Origin of the sequence: Thalassococcus profundi, assembly GCF_003344785.1 — a bacterium.
Lineage (GTDB): Bacteria > Pseudomonadota > Alphaproteobacteria > Rhodobacterales > Rhodobacteraceae > Puniceibacterium > Puniceibacterium profundi.
Window position 1 is genome coordinate 116,587 of record NZ_QPMK01000008.1, and the last position, 24,910, is coordinate 141,496.

26 protein-coding genes are annotated in these 24,910 nt (G+C 64.3%); 15 read left to right on the forward strand and 11 right to left on the reverse strand.

Annotated features, from left to right (window positions below):
- Positions 1 to 136 precede the first annotated feature (136 nt).
- Positions 137 to 649, reverse strand: coding sequence for a FadR/GntR family transcriptional regulator (locus tag DU478_RS12335; protein WP_233501220.1), 513 nt, complete (start codon positions 647 to 649; stop codon positions 137 to 139).
- A gap of 226 nt (positions 650 to 875) precedes the next feature.
- Between DU478_RS12335 and DU478_RS12340 the strand changes: the two genes are divergently transcribed.
- The 3 genes from DU478_RS12340 to DU478_RS12350 all read left to right on the forward strand — a co-directional run bounded on the left by DU478_RS12340 (position 876) and on the right by DU478_RS12350 (position 3,169).
- Positions 876 to 1,988, forward strand: a complete 1,113-nt coding sequence (locus tag DU478_RS12340; protein ID WP_114511269.1) for an HPP family protein — start codon at positions 876 to 878, stop codon at positions 1,986 to 1,988.
- Between the two features lie 102 nt (positions 1,989 to 2,090).
- Positions 2,091 to 2,519, forward strand: a complete 429-nt coding sequence (locus DU478_RS12345; RefSeq protein WP_114511270.1) for a PACE efflux transporter — start codon at positions 2,091 to 2,093, stop codon at positions 2,517 to 2,519.
- A gap of 2 nt (positions 2,520 to 2,521) precedes the next feature.
- Positions 2,522 to 3,169 carry a 5-formyltetrahydrofolate cyclo-ligase gene (locus tag DU478_RS12350; protein WP_114511271.1) on the forward strand — a complete coding sequence of 216 codons (648 nt, stop codon included), beginning with the start codon at positions 2,522 to 2,524 and terminating at the stop codon, positions 3,167 to 3,169.
- A 20-nt stretch (positions 3,170 to 3,189) separates the two neighbouring features.
- Here the strand turns inward: DU478_RS12350 and DU478_RS12355 are convergent, their stop codons facing one another.
- Positions 3,190 to 3,534 carry a TSUP family transporter gene (locus tag DU478_RS12355; protein ID WP_325048099.1) on the reverse strand — a complete coding sequence of 115 codons (345 nt, stop codon included), beginning with the start codon at positions 3,532 to 3,534 and terminating at the stop codon, positions 3,190 to 3,192.
- Between DU478_RS12355 and DU478_RS12360 the strand changes: the two genes are divergently transcribed.
- The 7 genes from DU478_RS12360 to DU478_RS23710 are packed head-to-tail and all read left to right on the forward strand — an operon-like array spanning position 3,424 to position 9,004.
- Positions 3,424 to 4,149 carry a TRAP transporter large permease subunit gene (locus DU478_RS12360; RefSeq protein ID WP_325048098.1) on the forward strand — a complete coding sequence of 242 codons (726 nt, stop codon included), beginning with the start codon at positions 3,424 to 3,426 and terminating at the stop codon, positions 4,147 to 4,149. The two genes, DU478_RS12355 and DU478_RS12360, sit on opposite strands and share 111 nt — an antisense overlap.
- A complete protein-coding gene (locus tag DU478_RS12365; protein ID WP_114511272.1) occupies positions 4,149 to 5,033 on the forward strand; it encodes an SDR family NAD(P)-dependent oxidoreductase in 885 nt (294 codons plus the stop codon). Before DU478_RS12360 ends, DU478_RS12365 begins: the two co-directional genes overlap by 1 nt.
- A gap of 17 nt (positions 5,034 to 5,050) precedes the next feature.
- A complete protein-coding gene (locus tag DU478_RS12370) occupies positions 5,051 to 5,896 on the forward strand; it encodes a transketolase (RefSeq protein WP_114511273.1) in 846 nt (281 codons plus the stop codon).
- Complete coding sequence (locus DU478_RS12375; protein WP_114511274.1) at positions 5,893 to 6,897, forward strand: transketolase family protein; 1,005 nt, start codon at positions 5,893 to 5,895, stop codon at positions 6,895 to 6,897. The genes DU478_RS12370 and DU478_RS12375 overlap by 4 nt, the downstream gene beginning before the upstream one ends.
- Entirely contained in the window at positions 6,894 to 7,649 is a 756-nt protein-coding gene (locus tag DU478_RS12380; RefSeq protein WP_114511275.1) for an SDR family NAD(P)-dependent oxidoreductase, read from the forward strand. The genes DU478_RS12375 and DU478_RS12380 overlap by 4 nt, the downstream gene beginning before the upstream one ends.
- Positions 7,650 to 7,662: 13 nt before the next feature.
- On the forward strand, positions 7,663 to 8,856 hold the full coding sequence (locus DU478_RS12385; protein ID WP_233501221.1) for a thiolase domain-containing protein: 1,194 nt from the start codon (positions 7,663 to 7,665) through the stop codon (positions 8,854 to 8,856).
- Positions 8,747 to 9,004, forward strand: a complete 258-nt coding sequence (locus tag DU478_RS23710) for an AMP-binding enzyme (protein WP_407703161.1) — start codon at positions 8,747 to 8,749, stop codon at positions 9,002 to 9,004. The genes DU478_RS12385 and DU478_RS23710 overlap by 110 nt, the downstream gene beginning before the upstream one ends.
- 77 nt (positions 9,005 to 9,081) lie before the next feature.
- On the opposite strand, the gene DU478_RS23140 is transcribed toward DU478_RS23710, so the two are convergent.
- On the reverse strand, positions 9,082 to 9,306 hold the full coding sequence (locus DU478_RS23140) for a hypothetical protein (protein ID WP_199488336.1): 225 nt from the start codon (positions 9,304 to 9,306) through the stop codon (positions 9,082 to 9,084).
- A 549-nt stretch (positions 9,307 to 9,855) separates the two neighbouring features.
- Between DU478_RS23140 and DU478_RS12400 the strand changes: the two genes are divergently transcribed.
- Genes DU478_RS12400 through DU478_RS12410 form a run of 3 tightly spaced genes read left to right on the forward strand, consistent with a single transcriptional unit; the run spans position 9,856 to position 12,626 of the window.
- A complete protein-coding gene (locus DU478_RS12400) occupies positions 9,856 to 10,272 on the forward strand; it encodes a CopG family transcriptional regulator (RefSeq protein ID WP_114511317.1) in 417 nt (138 codons plus the stop codon).
- A gap of 30 nt (positions 10,273 to 10,302) precedes the next feature.
- Positions 10,303 to 11,388 (forward strand): extracellular catalytic domain type 1 short-chain-length polyhydroxyalkanoate depolymerase, encoded by a 1,086-nt coding sequence (locus DU478_RS12405; RefSeq protein WP_114511277.1) that lies wholly within the window; start codon positions 10,303 to 10,305, stop codon positions 11,386 to 11,388.
- Positions 11,389 to 11,393: 5 nt separating this feature from the next.
- Positions 11,394 to 12,626: a C45 family autoproteolytic acyltransferase/hydolase gene (locus tag DU478_RS12410; protein ID WP_114511278.1), complete on the forward strand. Its 1,233-nt coding sequence runs from the start codon at positions 11,394 to 11,396 to the stop codon at positions 12,624 to 12,626.
- Positions 12,627 to 12,818: 192 nt separating this feature from the next.
- Here the strand turns inward: DU478_RS12410 and DU478_RS12415 are convergent, their stop codons facing one another.
- The 4 genes from DU478_RS12415 to DU478_RS12430 are packed head-to-tail and all read right to left on the reverse strand — an operon-like array spanning position 12,819 to position 17,009.
- Positions 12,819 to 13,835 carry a glycosyltransferase gene (locus tag DU478_RS12415; protein ID WP_114511279.1) on the reverse strand — a complete coding sequence of 339 codons (1,017 nt, stop codon included), beginning with the start codon at positions 13,833 to 13,835 and terminating at the stop codon, positions 12,819 to 12,821.
- The gene (locus DU478_RS12420; protein ID WP_114511280.1) at positions 13,835 to 14,830 is read right to left on the reverse strand and encodes a glycosyltransferase family 2 protein; all 996 of its coding nucleotides are present in this window, start codon (positions 14,828 to 14,830) and stop codon (positions 13,835 to 13,837) included. The genes DU478_RS12415 and DU478_RS12420 overlap by 1 nt, the downstream gene beginning before the upstream one ends.
- 18 nt (positions 14,831 to 14,848) lie before the next feature.
- Positions 14,849 to 15,769 carry a glycosyltransferase family 2 protein gene (locus DU478_RS12425; RefSeq protein WP_114511281.1) on the reverse strand — a complete coding sequence of 307 codons (921 nt, stop codon included), beginning with the start codon at positions 15,767 to 15,769 and terminating at the stop codon, positions 14,849 to 14,851.
- Between the two features lie 4 nt (positions 15,770 to 15,773).
- On the reverse strand, positions 15,774 to 17,009 hold the full coding sequence (locus DU478_RS12430) for an oligosaccharide flippase family protein (RefSeq protein WP_114511282.1): 1,236 nt from the start codon (positions 17,007 to 17,009) through the stop codon (positions 15,774 to 15,776).
- Positions 17,010 to 17,208: 199 nt separating this feature from the next.
- On the opposite strand from DU478_RS12430, the gene DU478_RS12435 reads away from it, so the two are divergent.
- Positions 17,209 to 18,420, forward strand: a complete 1,212-nt coding sequence (locus DU478_RS12435; RefSeq protein WP_114511283.1) for a polysaccharide biosynthesis/export family protein — start codon at positions 17,209 to 17,211, stop codon at positions 18,418 to 18,420.
- Here DU478_RS12435 and DU478_RS12440 read toward each other — a convergent pair.
- The 4 genes from DU478_RS12440 to DU478_RS12455 all read right to left on the reverse strand — a co-directional run bounded on the left by DU478_RS12440 (position 18,417) and on the right by DU478_RS12455 (position 23,950).
- Complete coding sequence (locus DU478_RS12440) at positions 18,417 to 20,978, reverse strand: ATP-binding protein (RefSeq protein ID WP_114511284.1); 2,562 nt, start codon at positions 20,976 to 20,978, stop codon at positions 18,417 to 18,419. The two genes, DU478_RS12435 and DU478_RS12440, sit on opposite strands and share 4 nt — an antisense overlap.
- Before the next feature lie 56 nt (positions 20,979 to 21,034).
- Positions 21,035 to 21,541: a molybdopterin-dependent oxidoreductase gene (locus DU478_RS12445; RefSeq protein ID WP_114511285.1), complete on the reverse strand. Its 507-nt coding sequence runs from the start codon at positions 21,539 to 21,541 to the stop codon at positions 21,035 to 21,037.
- Positions 21,542 to 21,641: 100 nt separating this feature from the next.
- A complete protein-coding gene (locus DU478_RS12450) occupies positions 21,642 to 22,529 on the reverse strand; it encodes a UTP--glucose-1-phosphate uridylyltransferase (protein ID WP_114511286.1) in 888 nt (295 codons plus the stop codon).
- A gap of 29 nt (positions 22,530 to 22,558) precedes the next feature.
- Positions 22,559 to 23,950, reverse strand: a complete 1,392-nt coding sequence (locus tag DU478_RS12455; protein WP_114511287.1) for a WecB/TagA/CpsF family glycosyltransferase — start codon at positions 23,948 to 23,950, stop codon at positions 22,559 to 22,561.
- Positions 23,951 to 24,196: 246 nt separating this feature from the next.
- Here DU478_RS12455 and DU478_RS12460 point away from each other — a divergent pair, with 246 nt between their 5' ends.
- Positions 24,197 to 24,811: a response regulator gene (locus tag DU478_RS12460; RefSeq protein ID WP_114511288.1), complete on the forward strand. Its 615-nt coding sequence runs from the start codon at positions 24,197 to 24,199 to the stop codon at positions 24,809 to 24,811.
- The last annotated feature ends 99 nt before the right edge of the window (positions 24,812 to 24,910 follow it).

The window sequence follows — 24,910 nt, forward strand, 5'->3', positions numbered from 1 at the left end:
GTCGCGGGGAAGGCTGAGGAGATGCGCGACTGGCAAGTAGGTCTGTGTAGCTAGAGTTCATACCGCCCGACCCAACGGCCTGTGGAAATATCTGAAACGGTAATTCCTCGACACCGACGCGGCGATACGTACGATCTCATTCCCGTTGCCAGATCGCTCGGCAGCGGGCGCTGGAGAAATGGCGCAGAAGGGCGATCAGGAGCGGATTGCGCGCCACTTGCGCGATCGGCTGGTGAAAAGCGTCATCCGCACGCTCGCAAGCCGCGCGGTAGCGTGCCGCCCGTCCCTCGGCGACGCGCCGGCGCAAGAGGTCGATGTCGCCCGGCATGCGCCGCATCGCGGCCGCCGCCGCGACCTGCGGTTCGAGCAATCGCCGCGCGTCCATCAGATCGGCGGGAGAGGTCGCCTCCAGTAGCGGCGTGTCCTTTACCGGGCGGCCCAGAGGGGCCCGCCCCCGGAGCGTTCCCTGACCGACATGCCGCCAGATCTCTCCTTCGGCCTCGGGCGCGGCCAATACTGCGCGAAGGGTTTCCCGGCTGCACCTGACGAGATCTTTCAGCACGCGCTCCGGCGGCAGGCGATCTCCCGCGGCAGGCGCACACTCCTCGAGAACGCGCCACAGTCGATCCCGCGCCACCTGTTTGTCCATTCGCATGCTGCTCTCCAGGGCACGCCGAATTACGGACCTCGCTCTCGCAAAGGCAAGGAGTAGGATGTTTCCGTGTCGGCGCGTTCAGCGAAATCCTGACCTTGGCCGTGGGGCGAGTCCGGGACCCGTGTCCTTTTTTCGAGTATGGCCGTTCACTTTCCGCCACTCAATAAGGCATGCTCCGGAAAATTCGCGTAATACTTCGGCGCCTTAGGAGTCCTCCCACTTGCGAGCGTGGCATCATCTCTACCCGGCTCTGCCGGGATTGCATGGCCGCGAGCAGTTGCGAGCCGGCATCGGCGCGCTGATCGGGATCAGCCTGTGCGCCCTCGTGGTAAATCTCGGAGCCAGTCTTGGGGTGTCACCGCTGTATCTCGTTGCTCCCCTTGGGGCGACGGCGGTGCTGGTCTTCTGCGTTCCGAACTCGCCTCTTGCCCAGCCGTGGTCGGCGATTGTCGGGAATGTCACATCGGCGCTCGCCGCGCTCGCGGTGATCCAGATTGTTCCCGCCCCTTGGTCGGCTGGTGTCGCAGTCGGCGCAGCGATCACCGTGATGATGTTCGTTCGGGCCCTGCACCCGCCGGGAGGGGCCGTCGCGTTGCTGACCGCGCTCGATGCGGCCCCGGCTCTGAATACGGGGCCGCTCTTTGCAGTGATGCCGGTCGGGCTGACCACCGCCGTGCTTGTCCTCGCCGCCATAGTCTATAACAGGGCCACTGGGCGGGTGTATCCGTTCAGACAGCCCGACACTGAAACCGCAGATGAGCCGGAGCAACGGCTCGGTATGTCGTCCGAGCAGCTCGGCCAATTGCTCGAACGATTCAACCAGTCGACAAACGTTGGTGTTGCCGATCTCGGCCGATTGCTGGCCGCGGCCGAAGCCGAGGCGACACGGCATCGGTTCGACGGCACGACCTGCGGCGACGTCATGACCACCGGCCTTATCACGGTGCGCCCCGAAACGCCGCTCCCGGAGGCCGCGCGACTCTTCCGAAGCCATGCGATCAAAAGTCTCCCGGTCGTGAACCCCGACATGCGATTGCGCGGCCTGATGCTCCAAGGGGATCTCCTCGAAGCCGTAGAGTTGAAGGGGCGTCTTGCCGCACTGTGGCATCTCTCGCCCCGCCGCAGCGTGTCGAAGGTTATGCGCCCGGCTGTTCGGGCCGTGTCTCATGATCTCCCCGTCGGCGCGCTTCTCAACCGACTGGCGACGCAGGGAAGCGAGGTCATTCCCGTGACAAAAGACGGCCGCCTCGTCGGTATTCTCACCCGTTCCGACATCATCGGGTTGCTACTTTATGGGGCGGAGGACCGTCCGGCGGCGCAAGCGCCCGCTTGAAAAATCGGTGCGCCAATCCCATCATGGAGGTAGGCGAGGACGACCTTGCCCGGCCAAACGGTCAACACGCGGGACGGCCCGACTTACAATCGGAGCCCTTCCATGCGCAGCACCGCAGACCGTATCCGTCAGGCAGTGAGCTTCGAGCTCCTTGGCATCATGATCGTCACGCCTCTCTTCGCCTGGGTCTTCAATCACCCCATGGGAGACATGGGTGTCCTGGTCGTGCTCGGCGCCACAGCCGCGACGGCATGGAACTATCTCTTCAATCTGGGTTTCGACCACCTCCTGCACTGGTGCAGAGGTGACATCCGCAAGACAATGCTCCTCCGGGTCGGTCACGCGTTGCTTTTTGAGGCGACCTTGCTCGTCCTCCTGCTTCCGATCTTCGCGTGGTGGCTGGACACCTCGCTGATTGCCGTGTTGGCAATGGAGCTCTCGTTCGCGGTCTTTTACATGATTTACGCCTTCGTCTTCACCTGGGGCTACGATACCCTGTTCCCCCCGCAGAGAGCCCAAGGAGCGGCGTAACGATGGAAAGCGAATACGAGAGCGGGGATGCACCTTGCTTTGGCCCTCTGCTGGTCGACGGGCATCCGGTCGATCCCGATACGGCACGCGATGTGGCGCGGTTCAGGCGCGCCGAACGTGCGCGACTTGTAACGGCACGTGCATTGCCATCGGAGGAGCGCGAGGAGGCGACGGCCGCCCTGATTGACGGCCTCGACCGGATCGTCGCCCTTGAGCAAGGCATGACTGTTGCAGCCTACTGGCCGATCCGGGGCGAACCGGATTTGCGTCCCTGGATGCAAAGGGTTCATGACGCCGGAGCGCATGTCCTGCTACCCGTCGTGATCGAGGAGCACACGCCGCTGGAATTCCGCACATGGTCTCCGGACAGCCGGATGGCGCGGGGCGTCTGGAACATCCTCGTGCCTGCTCACGGCGCGCCACGCCGGCCCGATGTCGTCATCGCGCCGCTGGTCGGCGTCGATAAGGCTCTCTACCGTCTTGGCAATGGCGGCGGTTATTATGACTGCTCGCTCATTCGGATGGACCCGAAGCCGCGCATCATCGGCGTCGGGTTTTCCGGATGCTCCCTGCCGACGATCTATCCCATGCCCTGGGACGTGCCGATGGACGACGTGCTCCTGTCGGACGGCACACATCTGACAAGATAGACCTCCGGCACAGGCGCCTGTCAGATCACGAAGAACACTATCGTCAACACCGCGCCGATCCCCACGATCAGGGCGCGGAGGTATTCGGTGTGTCTTATCCGTCGCGCCTGCCGCGCGTCGACATATCCTCCCAGCGCGGTCGAGAGAGCGAGGATTGCAGCCGAGTCCCAGGCGATCAATCCGGCGGTCGCGTAAGTCGTGACCGAGACCAAAGAGAGCACCGCGGAGAGCAGGTTCTTCAAACCGTTCATGCCATGCAGGTTCTGGAAGCCGATGAGGCCGAACACCGCGAGCAGCATGAGTCCCAAGCCTCCGTTGAACTCGCCGCCGTAGCCTGCAACGAGGAAGATCGCGACAGCCGACAGAACCGCACCGATCCTCCCTTCCTGATCCGGGGGGCGGTGACCAGCGGCGCCGCAACCGCTACCGAGGTCTCGACCATCGCAGTCGTCTATTCGCTGGTCATAGGGTCTATCATCTATGGCGGTATTGACATGAAGAGCCTCTACCGGATGCTGGTCGAGACTGCGGCCATGAGCGGGGCGATCCTTCTGATCTTGGGAACCGCGCTGTCCATGGCCTGGGTGATCACTCAGGCTGGCGTTGGCCAGAGTCTCGCCGATTTCGCCACCAGCCTGCCGGGTGGCAGCGTGTCGTTCCTGATGTTGTCCATCGTAATCTTCATGGTCCTGGGCTGCGTTCTGGAGGGCCTTCCGGCACTGGTCTTGATGTCGCCCCTGATGTTGCCAATCGCCAGCGACATGGGCCTGAACGAGATCCACTATGCCATGGTGGTCGTTGTCTCCATGAACATCGGTCTGATGACACCGCCCGTGGGTATCGGGTTCTATTTGGCCTGCCGGATCGGCAATGTGTCTCCAGACAAGGCTGTCTGGGCGGTATGGCTCTATATGTTTGCGCTGCTCGGTGGCCTTCTGCTCATTGCCGCGGTGCCCGCGATCTCGACGGCTTTCCTGTGATGTCCGATGCGTTCCGCAGTACCGCGCCGACCGGTCACCGATTTTCCGGCAAGGTCATCGTGGTGGTCGGGGCCGGCCGGCCGAAGGAAGGATGGTCCAACGGCGCGGCAGCGGCTGCCGCCTATGCGTCCGAAGGTGGGGCTGTTGCCTGCATTGATCGCGATGGCACGGCAGCGATGCGGATCGCCAAGCTGATTCAGGAGGCCGGCGGCACGGCTCTGTCGCTCACCGCCGACGCCACCGATCTGGCATCTATGGACCGGGCGGTGCAGGAGGTGGTGCGCGCCTGGGGCCAGACCGACGTTTTGCACAACAACGTGGGTGCCACGATCATGGGTGGTCCCGCGGAACTGAGCGAGGCCGACTACATCCGCGGTATCGAAATGAATCTCGGCACGGTTTGGCGCAGCAGCAAATTGGTCCTTCCGCAAATGGTGAAGGCTGGTCGCGGCGCGATCGTCAATATCTCGTCGCTCGCGGCGATCCGCTGGACCGGCTACGAATACTTCGCCTATTCCGCCGCCAAGGCCGCGGTGAACCACGCGACGGTCACCATGGCGTTGCAATACGGCCGGCAGGGGATCCGGGCGAACTGCGTGATGCCCGGGGTCATCCACACCCCGCTGGTCTATCGTGAGATCGCCGGCACTTACGGGTCGGTCGAGGAGATGCGCGCTGCCCGGGCCGCGATGGTCCCTTGCGGCTTCGCCGGGCGTCCGCAGGGCGTGGCCGCAGCCGCCCTGTTCCTGGCATCGGACGATGCCCGCTTCATCAACGGTGTCTGCATCCCGGTCGACGGCGGGCAGCACGCCAGCGCCGCGGGCGCACCCCATTCACACTCTTCGCAGTTTGAACCGCCGGAAGGCGTGTCTGCACAAACCTGAAATCGAAAGGAAACGCGATGGTTCAGGAGGCCAAGCTCCACAACAGCCAACTTGCCGAACGGGCCGGACGTGTCCGGCGCAACGCGCTGGTCATGGCAGAAACGCAGGGGCAGGGATACATTGCTCAAGCCCTAGGTGTCGCCGATGTCCTGTCGGTAGCATATTTTCACGCGATGCAAGTTCGGCCGGAGCAACCAGAATGGGAAGAGCGCGATCGGTTCCTGCTGTCCGTCGGCCACTACGGCATCGCGCACTACGCCGTCCCGGCCGAAGCGGGCTACTTCCCCGAGGACGAGCTGACCACCTACGCCGCCGACGATAGCCGCTTGCCGATGTCGGGCATGACCTCGTATACGCCCGGCGCCGAGATGTCGGGCGGGTCGATCGGCCTTGGCCTGCCAATGGCCGTTGGCATGAGCATGGGCCTGAAGCGAAAGGGCTCCAAGTCTTTTGTCTACATACTGATGGGCGACGGGGAATTGGCCGAGGGCCCGACCTGGGAGGCCGCGATCTCGGCCGCGAACTACGGTCTGGGCAACATCATTGCCCCGGTAGACTTCAACCAGGTGCAGGCCGACGGGCCGTCGATGAAAGTGATGAATACAGAGCCTGTCGTCGACAAGTTCGAGGCGTTCGGTTTCTACGTCCAGCGCGTAGACGGGAACGATCTGCCGAGCCTGGTTGCAGCCTTCGACAACGCCCGCGAGCACCCAGAGCCAAAGCCCCGCATCATAATCTGCGACACCAAGATGGGCTGTGGCGTCGATTTTCTCGAAGGGCGCGAGAAAAGTCATTTCATCTGTCTCGGAGATGACGACTGGAAACGCGCCTACGCGGCGCTGGGCGAGAGGAGCAAGGCATGAGCGGGGCAGATCTCAAGCAGATGAAAACCACCAAGAAAGCACCAGACGTGACCGCATCGGCCGTAGACGAAGGGCATCGCACGGTGCCAATGCCCTTCGGTCACGCGCTGATCAAGCTGGCCGAGACGCGCCCCGAGATCGTGGGCATGAGCGCCGACCTGGCCAAATACACCGACATCCACATCTTTGCTGAACGGTTTCCCGACCGTTTTTACCAGATGGGCATGTCCGAGCAGCTTATGGCGACGGCAGCGGGGGGGCTGGCCAAGGAGGGCTTCGTTCCGTTCGCCACCACCTACGCCACCTTCGCCTCGCGCCGTTGCTATGACTTCATGTCTCAGGCCGTTGCCGAACAGGATGCCAATGTGAAGCTGATCGGTGGCCTGCCGGGGCTGACAACCGGCTACGGGCCGAGCCATCAGGCAACGGACGACATCGCCATCTTCCGCGCGATGCCAAACATGACGGTGATCGATCCCTGCGACGCGTATGAAATCGAGCAGATGGTCCCGGCGATCGCGGATTACCCCGGCCCGGTCTACACGCGCATTTTGCGTGGCAATGTCGCCAAGGTGCTGGACGAATACGACTACCGCTTCGAACTGGGCCGGAGCGCCCTGCTGCGCGGCGGCCGTAACGTCCTGATCGTATCGACCGGTTTCATGACCATGAGGGCTCTCGACACCGCCAAGGAATTGCAGGCGGACGGCATCGACGTCGCGGTCCTGCACGTCCCCACCATCAAGCCGCTGGACGAAACGGGTATTCTGCGCGAGGTCCGCCGCACCGGTCGCCTAGTCGTCACGGCCGAGAACCACTCGATCATCGGGGGCCTGGGCGAGGCCGTGGCCAGTCTGATCGGCCGCTCGGGGATGGGCGTGGAGCTGCGCCAGATCGCGCTGCCTGACCGATTCCTCGACGCCGGTACGCTGGGCGTGCTCCAGCATCGTTACGGCATATCGAGGGCCGCGATGTGCGAGAGCATCAAGAGGTGGCTATGACCGGCAGTCAGGGGTCATGGGGGACCCTGGTCCTGACGGGCGGTGCTTCGGGTATCGGCCGCGGGATCCTGGGTCTTGCGGTCGACGCGGGCTACCGCGTCGGCGTCATTGATCTGCCCGGAGAGGCGCTTGATGCGCTGGCATCGGAATTCGCGGAGGCAGCCGTCGTCACCAGCGGCGCCGACATCACCGACGAGGCGGCGGTGGAAGCGGCCATTGCCGGGTTCGCCAAGGGAGGCGAACTGTGCGGCGTGGTAAACTGTGCCGGTGTCGGGCAGAATACGCCTTTCGCCGAGACGACCGCGGACCAGTTGCGCAAGGTGCTCGACGTGAACGTCGTTGGCAGCTTCATCGTTGCCAAGGCTGCCGCGCCTTTCCTCAACAATGGCGCTATCGTCAACATCACTTCGGTCTCCGGGATCCAGGGCAGCGTGGGGCGGGCGGCCTACGGTGCCTCGAAGGGCGCGGTAAACACTCTAACCCGAATCCTCGCGACGGAACTGGCTCCAAAGGGCATCCGCGTCAACGCGATCGCACCCGGCCCGGTGGAGACGGCGATGGCCGCCCGCTGGCACGACGACGAAACCCGCCGAACATGGATTTCGCGCGTGCCGATGGGCCGTTACGGTACGATTGAGGAAATTGCGTCGATGACCCTTGCCCTGCTCGACGGGGACGTCTCGGGGTTCGTGAACGGCAAGGTCATCGCGGTGGACGGCGGCTTCTGCGCGGCACGGCCGATGTCAGAATAGGGAAGGAGACCGCATGCCACGCGCACGGATCGTCGGATGGGAACACAGCAAGTTCGGCCGGGCCGAGGAACCGGATCTGGAAGCCCTGCTCGCTGGCCTGGTGCCAGCTGCCCTCGTCCATGCCGGCCTCGGGGCCGAGGACGTGGACGGAGTCTTTCTCGGGACCTATAACAACGGCTTTTGCCGGCAGGCGTTCGAGGGCTCGATCGTTGGCGTGGCCTGTCCCGAGCTGGCCCATGTCCCTGCGACCCACCTTGAGAACGCCTGTGCCACCGGCTCGGCCGCGCTTTATGCCGCGCTCGATTTCCTCGAAGCCGGGCGCGGTCGGGTCGCGATCGTCGTCGGCGCCGAGAGGATGACCGCAATTCCGACGCGGCAAGCGGGTGAGATCATGCTCTCGGCCTCCTATGTGCCGGAGGAGGCTGACGTGGACGGCGGGTTCGCCGGCCTCTTCGGCCAAATCGCGAACGGCTATTTCCAAGCCAACGGGGACCATTCGCTGGAACTGGCGATGATTGCCGCAAAAAATCACGAAAACGACACCCTGAACCCCTACGCCCACATGCGCAAATCGCTGGGCGTGGAGTTCTGCAACGATGTGAGCGACCGGAACCCGCGCGTCGCGGGACCGCTCCGACGCACCGACTGTGCGCTTATCTCGGACGGGGCCGTGGCGATGGTGCTGGCGGTGCCAGAGGTCGCCGACACCCTGGAGTGCGGCATCGCCTTCCGGGCGCGATCGCAGGTCAATGACGTGCTGCCGCTGTCGCGCCGCGATCCCACCGCCTTTGCCGGCGCCGCCGGCGCTTGGCGCAAGTCTCTAGAGACTGCCGGGCTGAACCTCGACGATATTGATATGGTCGAGACGCATGACTGCTTCACCATTGCGGAACTGCTGGAATACGAAGCCATGGGCCTGGCGCCGCGAGGGCAGGGGGGCCGCGTCATCCGAGAGGGCCTTACCACGCGTGGCGGCAAGCTGCCGGTAAATCCCTCGGGAGGGTTGAAGTCGCGCGGTCATCCGCTCGGCGCAACGGGGGTGTCCGCGCGAGATCGAGGAAAGACTGCTCGAACATCCAGCCATCGCCGAAATCGCTGTGCTCGGATGTCCGCACCCAAAGTGGGGTCAAGTCGGTCTGGCTGTCTGTGTCAAGGCCGAGGGTCGAGACGTCGATCCGCAAGAGCTTTCGGACCACCTGCGACCTAAGCTGGCACGCTATAAACATCCCGCAGCCTATGTGTTCGTGGCCGAGATGCCGAAGTCCAGCTACGGCAAGATCACCAAGCGGCAAGTCGAGGCCATGCTCAAGGAGAGGGGCGTCTGGCCGGATTTCGGTCAAAGTCTTGTACAGTAGCCATTGTGTCTGTCAGGTATCCTGACCAACCCATTTCTGGAGGTACCTGCACGGTGCGTTCGTGAGTGCACAAGCTTTCAGACCACCGCGGCTATGATGACTTTTTGCGGGTTTCTGGCGTTGCGGAGCCGCTGAGCGAAGACTTTAATGGTCGAGGTGCGATGCATGCGCATCTCGCCGGACTTGAGCATGGAGACCACGTTCGGGCGCTCGAAGCCGATCTCGTTGGCGATCTCGCGTTGCGTCTTGCCGCTGGCGTCGATGGCTTCTGCGATCAGGCGGGCGGTAGGGCTGTCGGTCATGTCGTACCTCTACATCATGTTGCTTGTGCAGTGATGATAGAAGGAGGGCAGGGGTCCGTGATCGGACCTGGGGCTGTGGACAAGATGTCCTAGAACGAGTGGGCTTTGGCTTTAGGGGCGTGTTGGGTGCGGGCCGCAGGGTCAGCGTCGATCCTTGGAGTTCGGCTGGAGGAGCGGTTGCGGGAAACTGCCACAATGGTGACTGGCCAATGCCAGCCCAAGCTGACTTTCACCGCCGAAAGGGAATTTTCTCGAGTAAGCGGAAACTTCCTCGGGCCGAGTTCATAGTGAAAGTTCTCGAAGCACAATCTCCTAAGACAGGCAGATAGGGCAGAAAGCGGAAGTCCGTTGAAGGTGCGGAAAGACCGCCACCTAGGTCGAGAAGCTGCTTTTCACGACAGGCGCAAGAACAGGGTCTGCTGCGGATAACGTTCTTTGGTTCGGTGCTGCCGTCGGCGCCGGGCGTGAGAAATGGACGCGTTACGGTTTTTCCGACTTGCATTACGCTGAAAAACATCCATATACCATCCATACAGATGGAGATTGATCGTGAGCAACATCAGACACCTGCGTGACAAGACGCCCGAGAGCGAAAAGATCACCATCAACCTCGGCTATGTGGACCTGGGGCGCATTGATCTGCTGGTACAGGAAGGGTTCTATTCCAATCGCAGCGATTTCATCCGTACCGCGATCCGCAACCACCTGGACAGTCACGCGGATGTCGTCACCAAGTCGGTCGAGCGGCATACGATGGAACTGGGTCTGCGCGACTACAGCCGGACCGACCTCGAAGCGCTGCGGGACGCGGGGGAAGTCCTGCATGTGAAAGTCGTGGGGCTGGCGCGCATCGATCCCGACGTCTCGCCGGAACTCGCTCTCCAGACCATCGGCTCGATCACCGTTCTGGGCGCGCTGCAAGCCTCGAACGAGGTGAAAAAGGCGCTCGCCGACCGCATTCGATAACTCAACATATCTTATCCAAGGACCAACATCATGTTCGATTTCAACATCGGCGCGCGGCGCCCGATGACCGGGGAGGCGCGCGCCAAGAGGCTGGCGGACGCGCAGGAACTGGTGCAGCGCCAGCTTGCGCAGCACGGGCTCGACGGCGCTTCTTCGCCGTCTCAACTGTCCAACGCAGACGGTTTGACGCGGCTGTTGCAGCGGCTACTGCCGGTCGGCGAAAGCCCGACAAGGGCAACTCCGGTCCCGGAGCGGCTGGACCTCCCCGCCGGGGCGCAATTTCTCTCCGGCAGACATCAGGGCAGGAGCGGAAGCCGCGCCTATCGTACTTATGTTCCGGCCTCGGCCGACGCGGGCGCCACTGCGATCGTCATGATGCTGCACGGCTGCACGCAGACGCTCGAAGATTTCGCCATCGGCACCGGCATGAACGCCCTTGCCGAACGGTACGGGTTCGTCGTGCTCTACCCCGAGCAATCGCGCGGTGCGAACGCGCAGACCTGCTGGAACTGGTTCAGCCCGAACGACCAGACCCGCGACAGGGGAGAACCCGAAATCCTTGCCGGCATGGCACGGGAGGCGATGTCGCATTACGATGTCCCGCCCGATCGGTGCTTTGTGGCCGGGCTCTCCGCCGGAGCGGCCATGGCGGTCATCCTCGGGACGACCTACCCGGATGTTTTTGCCGCTGCAGGCGTCCATTCGGGCTTGCCTTACAGGTCCGCAAGAGACGTCGCTTCCGCCTTTGCCGCCATGGCCGGTCAACGCTCCGAGCAATCGGCAGAACCAAGCCACCCCGGGATCCGCACGATCGTGTTTCATGGCTCCGCAGACAGCACGGTGCATGTCTCCAACGGCGACGGCATCGCCCGGAATGCCGATCGAAACGCGCCGTCACCCAGCCTGCAGACGACCCGGACGGGTCAGGTGAACGGACGCACCTGCTCCGTCACGACTTCGACCGGACCCGACGGGCGCGATCATCTGGAACACTGGGTGATCGACGGGTTGGGCCACGCCTGGTCGGGCGGGCAGCCCGGCGGCTCCTACACAGATCCGCAGGGCCCTGACGCGAGCGCGGAAATGATACGCTTCTTCTTCGAATTCAAGGACTGACAGACATGACCATGACACTCACCTTCGATGCCGTCAGCGAGCAGGCGCCCGGAGCAAAATGGCATAAACGCTGGCTGCGGTCGTGGCCCGCCTATGAAGCCTGGTTCGTTGCCCGTGGTGGCGATGCCGGACCCGAGCGGTCCGCCTGCCGTGCCGCACTGGATCGGCATATGCCGGAACTGCTGCCGATCTACGACCAGCTTGTCGCGATCGCCGGCGGCGGTGACCGCGCGGCGCGGTTCCTGTCCACCTGGTGTCCCCCGCGGTATCTGGGTGGCTGCTCTCTCGCCGCGATGTCGGACGGCACCGATGTGCGCCTGCTGCGCAACTACGACCTGGCGCCGGATCTGAACGAGGGTCTGCTCTTGCGCAGCGAATGGAGCGGCAGGCCGGTCATGGGCATGGTCGAATTCCTCTGGGGCCTGTCCGACGGTATCAACGATGCCGGTCTCAGCGTCGCGCTGGCCTATGGCGGGCGGTCGGAGACCGGCGAAGGCTTCGGCGTCACGACGATCCTGCGCTATGTGCTGGAGGTCTGCGATACCGTGGAAGAGGCGCTCATCGTCCTCGACCGGGTGCCGTCACACATGGCCTACAACCTCGTTTTGGCCGACGCATCGGGCGCGACCGCGAGCGTGGAGCTGGCCCCGGGCGGCGGGGCGAAACGCATGCCCCGCGCCATCGCCACGAACCATCAGAGCGGCGCAGCGGTGCCGGATCGCGCTGCCTTCACTCGCACCTACGACCGGCACAATTACCTCAGCACGCTGCAAGTCGGCGTTCGGGACCTGCACAGCAGCTTCACCCGTGCGCCACTTCGGCAGGACCGTTTTGCCGAGGGGTTCGGCACGCTGTTCACCGCCGAATACGATCCCCGGGGGCGGTCAATGCGCCTGATCTGGAAGAACGAGTGCTGGCACCAGACGCTCGCGCAATTCGAGGAGGGGCAGCGCGTCATCGACTATGCAAGCACGGATCGTCACGCCGGAAGTCCCGGCTGGACAGCTGAAATAGACTGGTCTTGGTCTGCATGGATCGATTGGGCCAGGGTGGGACGAGATTACCGTAGCGCTTCCTGTAGCAATCCGATTGCGGCGAGGCCGGAAAATAGCGAAGTTACCTTGTTTTACTGGGCCATTTCGTACAACGACGGGAGAATATTGGTGCCCGGGGGCGGAATCGAACCACCGACACGAGGATTTTCAATCCGTCCTGAAGGTGGTTTTGCACTGGCGTAGCTGCAACGATCCTTACCTAATTCTAGAATATCTCAAGCTGCAGGCGATGTCATTGTGTCAGTATCATCGGTGAGGCAGCTGGTGGCTGGACGCGACGAGAAAGACAACCCTTGTACATAGATGAGCTGGATATCGGGTTCAGATAGCAAATTCAGATTATGTGTACGGTCGAATTTGGTCCGAAGCTGCAGTTCAGCAATAGGTGGTTAAGTCGCCTCGGCATTCGGAGCAAAGCACCCGAAAGACCTCGTTCCAGCTTGCGGCAAAAACCTCTTCGAAAGCGTGGTTTTGGCGGGTGCAGACGGACTGAACCGGCGGGGTGCCTTCCGCCAGTTTCAGAATTTCGCGGCGCCATCCGTCGACAGACCTTTCGCTGACAAGAATGGCGCCATGCGTGACATGGTCGACCAGCCCGTCGACCGGGTTCACCAGCAAAGGGCGTCCTGCAGCCATGGCCTCTATTGCGACGAGGCCATAGGCTTCCCAGGCCGATGGCATCGCGACGGCGTCTACAGCTTCCATCGCGTTTAGCGGGTCCGACGCGAAACCCATGAAACGGATCCTCGGATCGTCCTGGGCCAAGTGACGAAGATGCGCTTCCTCCGCTCCTTCGCCGTAGATATGCAGGGCGAGGTCGGAACGGTTGATCTGGCGAAATGCTTTTATCAGGGTGTCGAAGCCTTTTTGCCTGTCGAGCCGTCCGATCGCACCGAGGATCTTCGCGGGTCTGTCGACGGGTGCAAGGGCGCGGAAGCCGGACAGATCGACACAGGATTGGATGACCGTCAGTTTTTCGGCGGGGACTGCACCACTGCGTTCCAGCCAGCGTCCCTGAGCATGGCTAACCGCGACGGTACGGTCAAAAAGGCGAAAAGCCGTTCGGAGAAGCAGGCCGAACCTGCGTGTGTGAGTGACATTGGCGGCGACGAAGCCCTCGGTGTAGCTGTGCTCGACGTGCACAAGCGGCGTGCGCGGATGGAAAGCCCGCAAGGTCGCAACCAGCGGCATCATGCGCCAGCTGATTGCCAAGTGAGAGACGATGGAATCCGCCCGGACACGATCGGCGAGCACGCCGTAGCGGTCCACGACCCGCAGTTCATGATCCGCATCTCGCGACAGCGCGTGGCTGGTCAGGATGTGATCCAGCACTCGCATGACGCCGCCGGCCGTTGTGTCGTCGACAAGGTGAACGACCCGCAGGCGACCCATCAGACTGCCTCCGACGTACAAAGCCGCTGGGCGTACTTCATGATTCGTCGCAGGACGGCCGTGCCGCAAAGTGACAACACCGCGGTTGCTGCGAGGGTGACGAGAGATTTCGCCGGTTCCTCGATCAACGGCACAGAGGAGTGTGCCATCCAGTCGCGCGAGAGGGCCGCCGCGCGGGGGGCGTCGAGGTCGCTGATCGCGCGCCGTGCCAGGTACCGGAGCTGGTAGGCCCGGGCGGCGGGGGTGTTGACGTCGAAGAAAGCGGGGTTGAGCGGGGTGAGCTTCGTCACCATCCGTTCCCACGCGGCACGCTGGCGGTCGGTCGCAGCCGACAGCCCGCCCGCGTTGATCCGGTACTGGGTCCATAGACCCGGAATGCCTTCAAAGACCCACTCTGTCCTGAGCGCGATCCGGAGCCAGCATTCGATATCCTCGGACTGCCGGAAGGTCTCGTCGAAATACCAGTCGCGCAGGGTCTCGTGGCGCGGGCGGAAAGCGATCTCGTCGAACACCGCACGGCGCATGACCGCGGCGGAGCCATTGCCGATGGGGTTGCGCTTGAAGATCGTCGCGGCGTCGATGCCGGTCAGGCGCGGGCGCTGCGCCTGGCCCGTCAGCGCGCCTTCGTCGTTCATCAGAGCGGAGCCGCAGTAACTGATTCCGACCTGAGGATTTGCGTCCAGATGCGCGACATGCCGCGCCAGCTTTTCCGGCAGCCACAGGTCATCGGCATCACAAAAGCCGATGTACCTTCCGCGCGCGGCGGCGATGCCGCTGTTGCGCGCTCCGGCGAGGCCGCGGTTGGCCTGCCGTATGACCCGGACACGGGGGTCGCAGGCAAAACGGGCTGCGATCTCGGGGGTGGCATCGGTGGAGCCGTCGTCCACGACAATGATCTCGTAGGCGGGGTGGGTCTGGTGCAGCAGGGCGGTCATGGTGGCCCAGAGGGTGTCGGCGACGTTGAAGGCGGGCACGATGATGGAGGCGAAGGTCATGGGATCGGTCTTTCGGGATCAGGAGAACAGGGAGCGGCGGAAGCCGCGGGGGAGGAGCGGGGCAACGACAGCGGCCAGAAGCGTGGGGAGGCCGCGTCTGAGGGGGCAGAGGAACCCCGACGGGCTTTGCAACAGGCCGGAGATCGCGAACCGCAGCGCGGCGCCGCGTTCGGGAGCGATGCGCAAGGCTCGGCGGGCAAGGTAGCGGTAATGGACTGCGTGGCTGCGACCGGACGGGAAGACGCCGAAGCCCGCAGCCGTTCGGAGCGCTTGTGCCCGCCCGGATGCCATCTTGCCGAGGTCGGTAGAGAGCCCGGTAGGGCTGGTCCGATACCAGGTTTGCATCTGGTCGATGCCGACGACTCGGGCGCCGTAGCCCACCAGCCGGATCAGCCAGTCCAGGTCCTCGTTGTGCACCATCGCCGGATCGAACCCGCCGCTGCGCTGGAACACGCCGCGGCGAAGGGAAATGTTGGACATGGTGCAGACCGGGTTTTCGCCCAGCAGCATGTCGATGGTCAGATCGCCTTTCGGAACCGAAGAGGTGACGCCGGTATCACCCGGCACTTTGTTGAAGAAACCGATCCGCCCATAAATCGCATCGACGGAGCGGTCGGTGAAGGCGGTGCGCAACTGTAGCAGCTTGCCCGGAACCCAGAGGTCGTCGGCATCGCAGAAGGCGAGGAAATCGCCGGTGGCGCATTTCAGCGCGGCCATGTTGCGTGCGGCGCTTGGGCCTTTTGAAGTGTTGCGAACCAGTCGGATGCGGCGGTCATCGCGCGCGGCTGCGCGCACGAGGAAGGCGGTGGCATCGGTCGACCCGTCATCCACGCAGATCGCCTCCCAATCGGTGAAGGTCTGTGCCGACAGGCTGGCCAGCGTTCTGGTTATGGTGGCCTCGGCGTTGAAGCAGGGCAGGATGATCGAGAAAACCGGCATGAAATCAGACCTTTGCGAAACGTTGCCCGAAGGCCAGGGTCAAAGCGGGAAGCGAGGCGCCGAGCATCACCAGGCTGGCGACGACGGCATAGCCGGAGGCCACCGTGACAAGGCCGAAGGGTGCCAGCAGCGCGGTGTTGAGCATCAGCGCGGCGGTCATCGCGGCGGTGACGCCGAATTCGCGGTGGGCCCGCCCGGTGGCGCGCAGCCAACCGGCGGTGGCGGACCAGAGCGTCGTGGGGATCGCGACGAGGCAGAGGATCGACACGATCCGGTCCAGCCCATCCCATCCCTCGCCGAAAAGGATCGGCACATACCAGGGCGCGAGGATAGCCTGAGTGACCACGGCGGGGGTAATCAGGCCCATCGCCAGCAGAATGCTCTGGCGCAGGGCGTGGGTCTTGTCGGGGCTTGCGCAGAGATGCGGAAAGAGCACGGTCGAGAAGGCGACCGAGAAGGAATTGGCGAGGCTGAGCCCTGCGTTGAACGCCATGAAGTAGAGACCCAGCGCCTCGGCTCCCATCAGGGTGCCGACGATCAGCTTGTCGGCCTGCAGACGCAGCGCCTTGATCAGTTCCACGCCCAGCACCGCCCAGCCGAAGCTGAGGAACGGGCGCAGCGGGGCAAAGCCGTTCGACAGGTCACGGGTCCAGGGATGCAGCCTGCGCATCGCCAGCAGCCAGAAGGGCGCCGTCAGCAGGCGCGGCAGGATCAGAGCCAGAGCCGAGGGCCAGAGCAGCGCCAACGCCGCGGACATGAGGTTGGCGCCAACGATCTGCGCGCCGGAAATGGCCGCGGTCTGGCGCAGTTTGCCGGCCCGCATGGCAAGCGCGGTCTGCACGAGGCCCGCCGGCATGAAGAGGTATTCGCCCGCCAGAAGCAGGATCAGCAAGAGCAACTCGGGGCTCCCGCCTGCGGCGTAAAGCGCAAGGCCGATTGCGGATTGCGCCACGAACAGCCCGACGCACCAGGCCCAGAAGATTCGGTGCGCGGTGGCACAGGTCTGCGGCAGATCGGCCTCGGGTGCTGCGATGATCCGCTGCCCGACGCCGTTCTCGGTAAGCGCCTTCAGGATGTCCGCCGCCGCCAGCGCCGCCGCGGCCACGCCGATCTGCGCGAGGTCGAGCGAGCGAGCCACGGCGACCACCACCAAGAGGCGCGACGCCTTCGCCGCCACCTCGGACGCGCCGTAGGCAAAGAGGTTCTGCGCGACGCGCGATGTCTTGAGGAGGGCGGTCATTGTCGGGGTCCAGTCATGTTTGCAGGACCGGTTCTAACCGGGTGGCGTGCTTGCCGTCTCGGACGCCACGGGCGAGCGGCATGGGGCAACAGAACTGCATCATATCCAAACGGATAGGCATCCGATGCGACCGCGCGCTCGACCGGCACAGCGGAAATGCTTAATACGATTACAACCGCAGGTGAAAGCGAGCGCAGGCATGTCCAAGACCCTCAGATTCGGTTCGGTGCTGCTGGCCGTGCTGGCCCTGTCGAACTGCGCCAGCTACGACACGCCCGACAATCTTGAACCGGTGGCGGCGGGCGACGGCTACCAGGCGCAGTATCGCACGCCGGACGTCAGCCGCGGCCAGGCGCAGTTCCTGCGCTCCGCGGATATCAATGCCAGCAAGTGCCGACCGTGGCGCGGCGGGGCCGGGGGCAAGGGTGGCGGCATCGCCGCCGTGGCGCTGCGCGGCGAACGGCTGAGCCGCAACGACCTTGTCGATATTCGCATCGCCGATGACGAGACCTTCAGCGGCGATTACGTCGTGTCGCGGGACGGCACCCTCAAGCTTCCCTTCCTCGCGCCGATCCGTGCGCAGGGGCGCAGCACCGGCGAGATCGAAGCGGATATCGCCGCGCAACTCCTCGCCGGGGATTTCTTCGTAGAACGCCCGCGCATCTCTGTCCGCGTGGCCGATTTCGCCTCGGTCACGGTGGGCGTCTCCGGCGCCGTGTTCGAACCGCGCGCGGTCGAGATCGGCGGCGTTTCGGGCGACCAGGTCGACAGTCGGAGGCAGGGCGCTCTCGGTGCCTCGAGTGAAGGACGCAACCTCTCGGCGGCGCTGCGTGCCGTCGGTGGCGTGCGTCCCGATGCGGATATTTCCGCCGTCGAGGTGCGCAGGGGAGGATCTCTCTTCAAGCTCGACATGCGCGGCGTGTTCGAGGGGCGCAACGCCGTCGACATCATGCTGCTGACCGGCGACGAGGTGTCGGTGCCCAGCCGCGGCTGTTTCCAGGAAGACCTGATGCGGCCCAGCCCGATCAGCCCGCCGGGCGTGTCTCTGTTCCTGTCGAACCTCACGCAACCGGCCACCGGCAATGCGCCGTCTGCCGTGGGCCGCGACGTGCGTGAAGTGCCTTACGGTACGCGCTACATGCAGGCGGTGATCGATACCAACTGTGTCGGCGGGGCGCGGGCGACGAGCGCGGACCGGTCGGCGGTGCTGTTCTCGCGCAACCCGATCACCGAAGTTTCCGTGGTGATCGAGCGCGACATCGAGAACCTGCTGCGCCGCGCGGACCGGGACGATTACGACCCATTCCTGCTCCCCGGCGATTCCATCGCCTGTTACGACAGCACCATCACCAACGTCGGCGAGGTCGCCCGGGTCCTTGGCATTCTCGGTATCTCGGCGCTGGCGCTCTAGGCGTCGGGGGCGTCGTCGCGGTCGGCCCGCATTTGGGGTCTCGTGACGAACCAGATCGCGGGCAGCGCCGCGATGGCCTTGGCCATGCCCTTTTCGTCGCCCGCGTTCGCTGCCGTCTCGACCGCAATCAGCCCGGCGCGCAGCTCGACGGCGCCCAGAGTCGCGGCGCTGCCCGCGATCCGGTGTGCGCGCGCGGCAATCTCGGCCGGGGCGTGGCTGTGGTGATCCGCAAGAAAGGCGAGCGTGTCGTTCACCTCGGTCACGAACCGGTCCAGCAGCGGGCGCAGCGCCTCGACACCAAGCGTTTCGCGCAGGTCGTCGAGATAAGCCCCCGCGACGGCCTTGGAGGCGTCCTTTGCAAATGCCGGGGGATCGGTGTCTCGATGCACGTGATTTGCGATCACCTGCATCAACCCGTCGCGCGTCAGCGGCTTGGTCAGGATGTCGTTCATGCCGTCCGACAGGAACGCCTGTTGTTCCTCGGCCATGGCATTCGCGGTCAGTGCCACGATCGGCGTCCGGGCCGAGACGCCGTTGCCATCGCGGATTTGGCGCGTGGCGGTACGGCCATCCATGACCGGCATGCTGATATCCATCAGGATCAGGTCGAATGTCTTGTTCTGCGCAAGGTCTACCGCGACCTTGCCGTTCGCTGCTTCGGTGACCCTGTGACCGGCGGCGACCAGCATCTCGCGGGCGACCACGCGATTGATCTCGTTGTCCTCGACCAGCAGGACCCGGCTGGGCCGAAGCTCTCCGCTGCGTAGGCGGCGATGGGGGCCAGTAGCGGCCGGCGCGGCGATCGGCGTGATCGGAAAGCGGATCAGGAAGGTGCTGCCCTCGCCCAGCGTGCTCTCGACATCGATCCCGCCCCCCAGCGCCTGCACGAACCGGCGGGCGATGCCGAGCCCGAGCCCGGTTCCGCCAACCTCGCGGTCGTAAGAGCTGTCGCCGGTCAGGAAATCGTCGAAGATCTGCGACTGCAGCGTGTCGTCCATGCCGATGCCGGTATCGCTGACAGTGACATGAAGTTCCGGCGCGCTGTCCGGCGCGCTCAGAACCTCTGCCTGGACCGACACGCGTCCGGCTTGGGTGAATTTCACAGCGTTACCGATAACGTTCATCAGGATGTGCTGGATGCGGTCGCGGTCGGCGTGGATCCAGTCGGCAGGCGGCCCGATCCAGCCCCAGTCCAGCGTGGTGTCGTTGGCCGAGGCAGCGCCGCTCTGGTTATCGATGATGTCCTGCAGCAGCGTGCTGATGTTCATCTGCACCGGGCGCAGATGCAGCTTGCCCGCATCGTACTTGGTGATGTCCAGCACATCGGAGATATGGTTCATCAGCAGCTTGCCGGAGGTGTCCATGTTGTTAATGTAGCGCGCCTGCCGCGCGCTGAGCTTGGTGTCGCGCAGCAGGGACAGGTTGCCCAGAAGCCCGTTCAAGGGTGTGCGGATCTCGTGGCTCATGGTCGCCAGGAAATCGGTCTTGGCCTTTTCCCCGGCCAGCGCTTGGTCCCGGGCGGCGACGAGGTCGGCCTCGGCCTTCACGCGGTGCGAAATATCGCGCAGGAAGGCGATGAAGATCTCGCCCTCGTCGGTCTGCGCCGACTGGATGGCGAATTCCACCGGAAAGACCTCGCCGGTGGCGCGCTTGGCCTCGAGCTTGATGCGCCCCTTGCCGACGACGCGCTTTTCGCCGTGGACGCGCATGCGCTCCATGCCAGCGGCATGGGCGGCGCGGTGATGGTCGGGCACGATCAACCCGCCCAGGTCCGCGCCGATGGCCTCGGCGGCGGAGTAGCCGAAGATCTGTTCGGCGGCGGCGTTGAAATCCAGGATACGGCCTTCGGCATCGCTCACCACCACCGCGTCCAGCGCGGTGCCGGTCACGATTTTCATCCGCTCGCTGGCTTGGACGATTTCGGCCCGGCGCCGCACGTTCTGGGCATTGAGATAGGCGAGGTAGAGCGCCAGCAGCAGCAGCGTCACCAGCAGGACCGTGACCACGGCGGCCATCTGCATCAGGGTCACGGCGATATTGCTGCGGCGGCGGTCCGAATCCTCGGCAAAGTAATTCAGCCCGGAATTGGCCAGTTGCCGGACGTTGGGCCGCACGGCCTCGGCCCGCTCGATAAGCTCGGGCAGAGCGCCCGTCAGCGCCGTGTCGGAGGCATCGATGGTGTCGACGGTCCGGTCGAGAAAGGTCTGCACGATCCGGAGGTTGCGCGAGAACTCGGGCACGTCGCGCAATGCGGAATAGATCGACGCCTGCCGCAACGTATTGATCCGGCTGTAGAAGATATCGAATTCCCGGCGCAGGGTCCGAAGGTCGGGATCAAGGTTGCCTAGGCTCGTATTGAGGTGAAGGTCGTATTCGAGAAACTCCACCTCGGCCTGCGACAGCGTCCATTGCACATTGTCCGACCGGGCCGAGTTGAGCAACCGCAGGTCGCGCACCACGGCCGTCGAGAGATAGAGCGTCACCCCGAGGGCGACGGCACCCAGCAGCAGCGTGATCAACAGCCGCAGACGCACGGGGGAGGCTTTCAGGTTGGACATGAAGGACCGGTCCGATTTGGGCGGCGCCGGAGGCTCCGGCGCCCGGCTACCGCTGATTACTGCATCACCTCGATGCGGTCGAGTTGCCAGATGCTGCGCGAATAGGTCACTTCGGAGCGATAGTCGGAGCTGGCATCGTAGGGGTAGATGACCCAAAGCGGTCCCTTGTCACGTACCGACATCGTCTCGCCGTCCATCCGATAGGCAAGGATGGGGCCGCCTTCGACCGCGTCCGACACGGGAATGTCCACCGCGTAATCGTTGATTGCGGTGGCGCGCAACGTCTCGCCCTCGACCCCCAGGCGCTCAAGCAGCGTGTCGAGCGACACGCCGGTAAAGCTGTGCGTTCCCTCCGTCCAGATGGTCGAAGTTTCAAAGGTGGTTGCGTCCAGCGCCTCCAGCATCTCGAGGTCGAACTGCGCGGTGCCGCCGACGTTTGTAACGTCCAGCGCGCCCGACACCGTGAGGATCACCTCGCCCTCGGGCTCTGCAAGGCTCTGGGCCCAGGCGGGCAGGGCGGTCGCGACGACAACGGCCAGGGCAGGAAAAAGGGAACGGTACATGGGAACATCCTCTTTAAGGTTGTCCCCATATGGCACATCCGCGCGTTGCGCACATGGGGTCAGACGGATAGAGACCTATCCGTTCGGATAGGACGGCCCGTCAGGCCGCCTGCTGCTTCGGCATCGCCCCCGCGTCGAGGAACCTCCCCAGCGCGCCCTGCAAGTCGGGGCGGTCGAGAGCGAAGGCGATCGTCGCCTGCACGAAGCCCGCGACCGATCCACAATCAAAGCGTTCGCCCTGAAACCGGTAGCCGGTCACACCGACCGCCTGCACATCGGCGTTGATCGCATCGGTCAACTGCACCTCGCCGCCCGCGCCTGGACCGAGGTCGGACAGCCGGGCAAAGATCGACGGTTCCAGGATGTAGCGGCCGACGACGGCGCTGGTCGACGGGGCCAGGTTGGGCTGCGGTTTTTCCACCAGCCCACGCGCAGTGGTCAGCCGCCCGGCGGTCCGTGCCACGTCGAGGATGCCGTAGGACGAGGTCTCGGCGCGCGGCACGTCCATCGTCGCGACCATGTGGCCGCGGGTCTTGGCATGGGCGGCGACCATCTGGGCCAGCGCGCCTTGAGGACCGCGAATAACGTCGTCGGGCAGCAAAACGGCAAAAGGCTCGTTGCCTACCAGCCGCCGCGCCAGCTTGACCGCGTGACCCAGGCCCAGCGGCGCGTTCTGACGGAGGAAGGACAGCGTGCCCTCGAGCATCCGCGTCTGCTCGAGCGCGGAAAGCGCAGAGGTTTTCCCGGCGGCGGCGAGGCGCTGTTCCAGCGCGGCGGCGGTGTCGAAATAGTCCTCAAGCGCGCCCTTGCCCGCGGCGGTGACAAAGATGAACTGTTCGATCCCGGCGGCGCGGGCCTCGTCCACCGCGTACTGGATCAGAGGGCGATCGACGAGCGGCAGCATCTCTTTCGGGATCGACTTGGTGGCGGGCAGAAAACGCGTGCCCATTCCGGCGACTGGAAAAACGGCGGTGCGGATATGTGTCATGGTCCGGGTCCTTTTCTGGAGCGAGAGGATCAATAAGCGCCGCGGCCGGAGATTACCGCACCGAAGGTTCTGAAGATCAGCACGAGATCGACGAGCAGCGTGCACGAAGAGGCGTAGGTGAGGTCCATCTCGACCATCTGGTCGAAGCCGACGGTGGCGCGGCCCGACACCTGCCAAAGCCCGGTAATGCCCGGTTTGACCGCAAGCCGACCCAAGGCACGGCGGGGGTAGGCTTCGACTTCGCAGGGCAGGGCGGGGCGCGGGCCGACGATCGCCATCTCGCCGCGCAGCACGTTCAGGATCTGCGGCAGCTCGTCGATGGAAAAGCGGCGGATGATGCGCCCGACGCGAGTGATGCGCGGATCGGTGCGCGATTTGAAACAGACACCCTCGCGGTCCGAACTGCCCAGCAGATCGGCGCGCTGCTTTTCGGCATCCGTGGTCATGGAGCGGAATTTGAAGATGGTGAAGGGCGTGCCATTGCGGCCCACGCGGGTCTGCTTGAAGAACACCGGACCGCGACTGTCGACCTTGATCGCGAGCGCAGTCAGAGCGAGCAGAGGCGACAGCAAGAGCAGCGCGCCAGCCGACACGGTGAGGTCCAGGAACCGCCGTTGGATATCGGCGAAGGAGCTGCGGCGTGCGACGGTCAGGGCGGCATGGGTCAGGAAAGCAAAATTTCCGGCAAGGTAGCGCTTGGCGAGCCGTCGCGGTTCCTGCGCAAGACGCCAGGCCCATTCCATCTTGATCCGGCGCACCGCCTTGGGTGCACGCACGACCGTCCCCGCCAAGAAATCGAAGAGCGCACCGACGGCCAGCGTCAGGGATGCGTCCAGACGGTGCGCATGTCGGTGCAGCCACAGCTCCTGCATCGGCACGCCCAAGGCGACAAGCACGATATCGGCGCCGCTGTCGTTGATTTCGGCGATGACCGCCTCGGCATCCGCCGCGCCGCCGTACCCGTCGCGGGTGCCCGCGATGCGCAGGTGCGGTATGGTGTGGATCAGGCGGCCGGCCGCGGCCTCTGCCGTGCCCGGGGTGCCGCCGAACAAGTAGACCGACTTGCCCATCCGCGCCGCCTTGGACAGCAGCATCGGCACAAGGTCGGTGCCGTTGAGGTTGGCGGTCAGTTTCTGGCCGGTCATCTTTGCGGCCAGTTCGACGCCGATCCCGTCGGGCAGCAGAATGTCGGCCTTGGCCACGGCGTGGGCATAGGCCGGATCGCGGCGACGCAGGTTGCAGCAATGCGCGTTCATGAAGAACGCCCGGCGGCGGCCCGGCGCCAGCAGATGGGTGATCGCCTGATCAGGCGTCGCATCGACCAGATCGAGTTTCAGCGCGGGCAAATATTGCGTGGGCAAGGCGGGGGGCGTGATTGCGTCGGAAAGGTCTAAGCGGGTCGGGAAGGCAGCGTGTTTCATCGGTGTAAGTCCTTGAGGTTGCAGAAGTTGCGCTCAAGCTGACGGGAAACATGATGCCGCTCAACAGAGCGGACGGCGAGGCTTTCGGGACATTGGAGGGCCGTCTATGCCCTGCGGTCAGGGGACCTATCCGAACGGACAGCGGTCCGTCCGAATGCGCCGCTTGGCTGCCTTGGTCGCGTTGGTTTATTGACGTGCATCAGCCATGATCTCTGTTTAGTTGTAGAGACCGAAGAGGAGACCGCGATGCGCGTATTGATCGCCGATGACCACGACCTGCTGCGTGACACGCTCGTCATGTTCTTGCAGGCCCAGGGCGGGATCGAGACCAGAACTGCGGCGGATCTCTTTGGCGCGCATCGCCTGATCGAGGCAGAAGCGCCGTTCGACCTGATCCTGCTCGACCTCAACATGCCGGGTATGAACGGCTTGGATGGGCTCAAACGAACCATCGCGCTCCAGGACGGCCAGCGGGTGGCGCTTCTGTCCGGCGAGGCGACGCGGGACATCGTCGAAAAGGCGCTCGACGCCGGGGCGGCCGGCTTTGTGCCCAAGACGCTTCCCGCGAAATCCATGATCAACGCGGTCAAATTCATGGCCATGGGCGAACAATACGCGCCCATCGACTTCATGACGGCGGTTGACACCACGCCGACGCATCCGTTGGCCGAAAAGCTGACCCAGCGCGAATTGCAGGTGCTCAAGGGGCTGACAGAGGGCAAGTCGAACAAGGAGATCGCCCGCGATCTCGATATCACCGAACCGACGGTCAAGCTGCACATGAAGACGCTGTATCGCAAGGTCGGCGCATCCAACCGCACCCAAGCCGCCCTTATCGCGCGCGAGGCGGCACTGTTCTGAGCTATCCTTTCGGATAGGTCTTTGAGGCAGATGCGCCGCCGGTCTCGCCATGCGCGCACGGGCGGGATGGCGCGCGTCACGGTAAGGGTACGGGCAAAG

Coding starts and splice junctions, on each gene's coding strand:
- DU478_RS12335 (WP_233501220.1), bottom strand. CDS start 649: ATGGACAAACAGGTGGCGCGGGATCGACTGTGGCGCGTTCTCGAGGAG.
- DU478_RS12345 (WP_114511270.1), top strand. CDS start 2,091: ATGCGCAGCACCGCAGACCGTATCCGTCAGGCAGTGAGCTTCGAGCTC.
- DU478_RS12350 (WP_114511271.1), top strand. CDS start 2,522: ATGGAAAGCGAATACGAGAGCGGGGATGCACCTTGCTTTGGCCCTCTG.
- DU478_RS12360 (WP_325048098.1), top strand. CDS start 3,424: ATGCAGGTTCTGGAAGCCGATGAGGCCGAACACCGCGAGCAGCATGAG.
- DU478_RS12365 (WP_114511272.1), top strand. CDS start 4,149: ATGTCCGATGCGTTCCGCAGTACCGCGCCGACCGGTCACCGATTTTCC.
- DU478_RS12370 (WP_114511273.1), top strand. CDS start 5,051: ATGGTTCAGGAGGCCAAGCTCCACAACAGCCAACTTGCCGAACGGGCC.
- DU478_RS12375 (WP_114511274.1), top strand. CDS start 5,893: ATGAGCGGGGCAGATCTCAAGCAGATGAAAACCACCAAGAAAGCACCA.
- DU478_RS12380 (WP_114511275.1), top strand. CDS start 6,894: ATGACCGGCAGTCAGGGGTCATGGGGGACCCTGGTCCTGACGGGCGGT.
- DU478_RS12385 (WP_233501221.1), top strand. CDS start 7,663: ATGCCACGCGCACGGATCGTCGGATGGGAACACAGCAAGTTCGGCCGG.
- DU478_RS23140 (WP_199488336.1), bottom strand. CDS start 9,306: ATGACCGACAGCCCTACCGCCCGCCTGATCGCAGAAGCCATCGACGCC.
- DU478_RS12405 (WP_114511277.1), top strand. CDS start 10,303: ATGTTCGATTTCAACATCGGCGCGCGGCGCCCGATGACCGGGGAGGCG.
- DU478_RS12410 (WP_114511278.1), top strand. CDS start 11,394: ATGACCATGACACTCACCTTCGATGCCGTCAGCGAGCAGGCGCCCGGA.
- DU478_RS12415 (WP_114511279.1), bottom strand. CDS start 13,835: ATGGGTCGCCTGCGGGTCGTTCACCTTGTCGACGACACAACGGCCGGC.
- DU478_RS12420 (WP_114511280.1), bottom strand. CDS start 14,830: ATGACCTTCGCCTCCATCATCGTGCCCGCCTTCAACGTCGCCGACACC.
- DU478_RS12425 (WP_114511281.1), bottom strand. CDS start 15,769: ATGCCGGTTTTCTCGATCATCCTGCCCTGCTTCAACGCCGAGGCCACC.
- DU478_RS12430 (WP_114511282.1), bottom strand. CDS start 17,009: ATGACCGCCCTCCTCAAGACATCGCGCGTCGCGCAGAACCTCTTTGCC.
- DU478_RS12435 (WP_114511283.1), top strand. CDS start 17,209: ATGTCCAAGACCCTCAGATTCGGTTCGGTGCTGCTGGCCGTGCTGGCC.
- DU478_RS12440 (WP_114511284.1), bottom strand. CDS start 20,978: ATGTCCAACCTGAAAGCCTCCCCCGTGCGTCTGCGGCTGTTGATCACG.
- DU478_RS12445 (WP_114511285.1), bottom strand. CDS start 21,541: ATGTACCGTTCCCTTTTTCCTGCCCTGGCCGTTGTCGTCGCGACCGCC.
- DU478_RS12450 (WP_114511286.1), bottom strand. CDS start 22,529: ATGACACATATCCGCACCGCCGTTTTTCCAGTCGCCGGAATGGGCACG.
- DU478_RS12455 (WP_114511287.1), bottom strand. CDS start 23,950: ATGAAACACGCTGCCTTCCCGACCCGCTTAGACCTTTCCGACGCAATC.
- DU478_RS12460 (WP_114511288.1), top strand. CDS start 24,197: ATGCGCGTATTGATCGCCGATGACCACGACCTGCTGCGTGACACGCTC.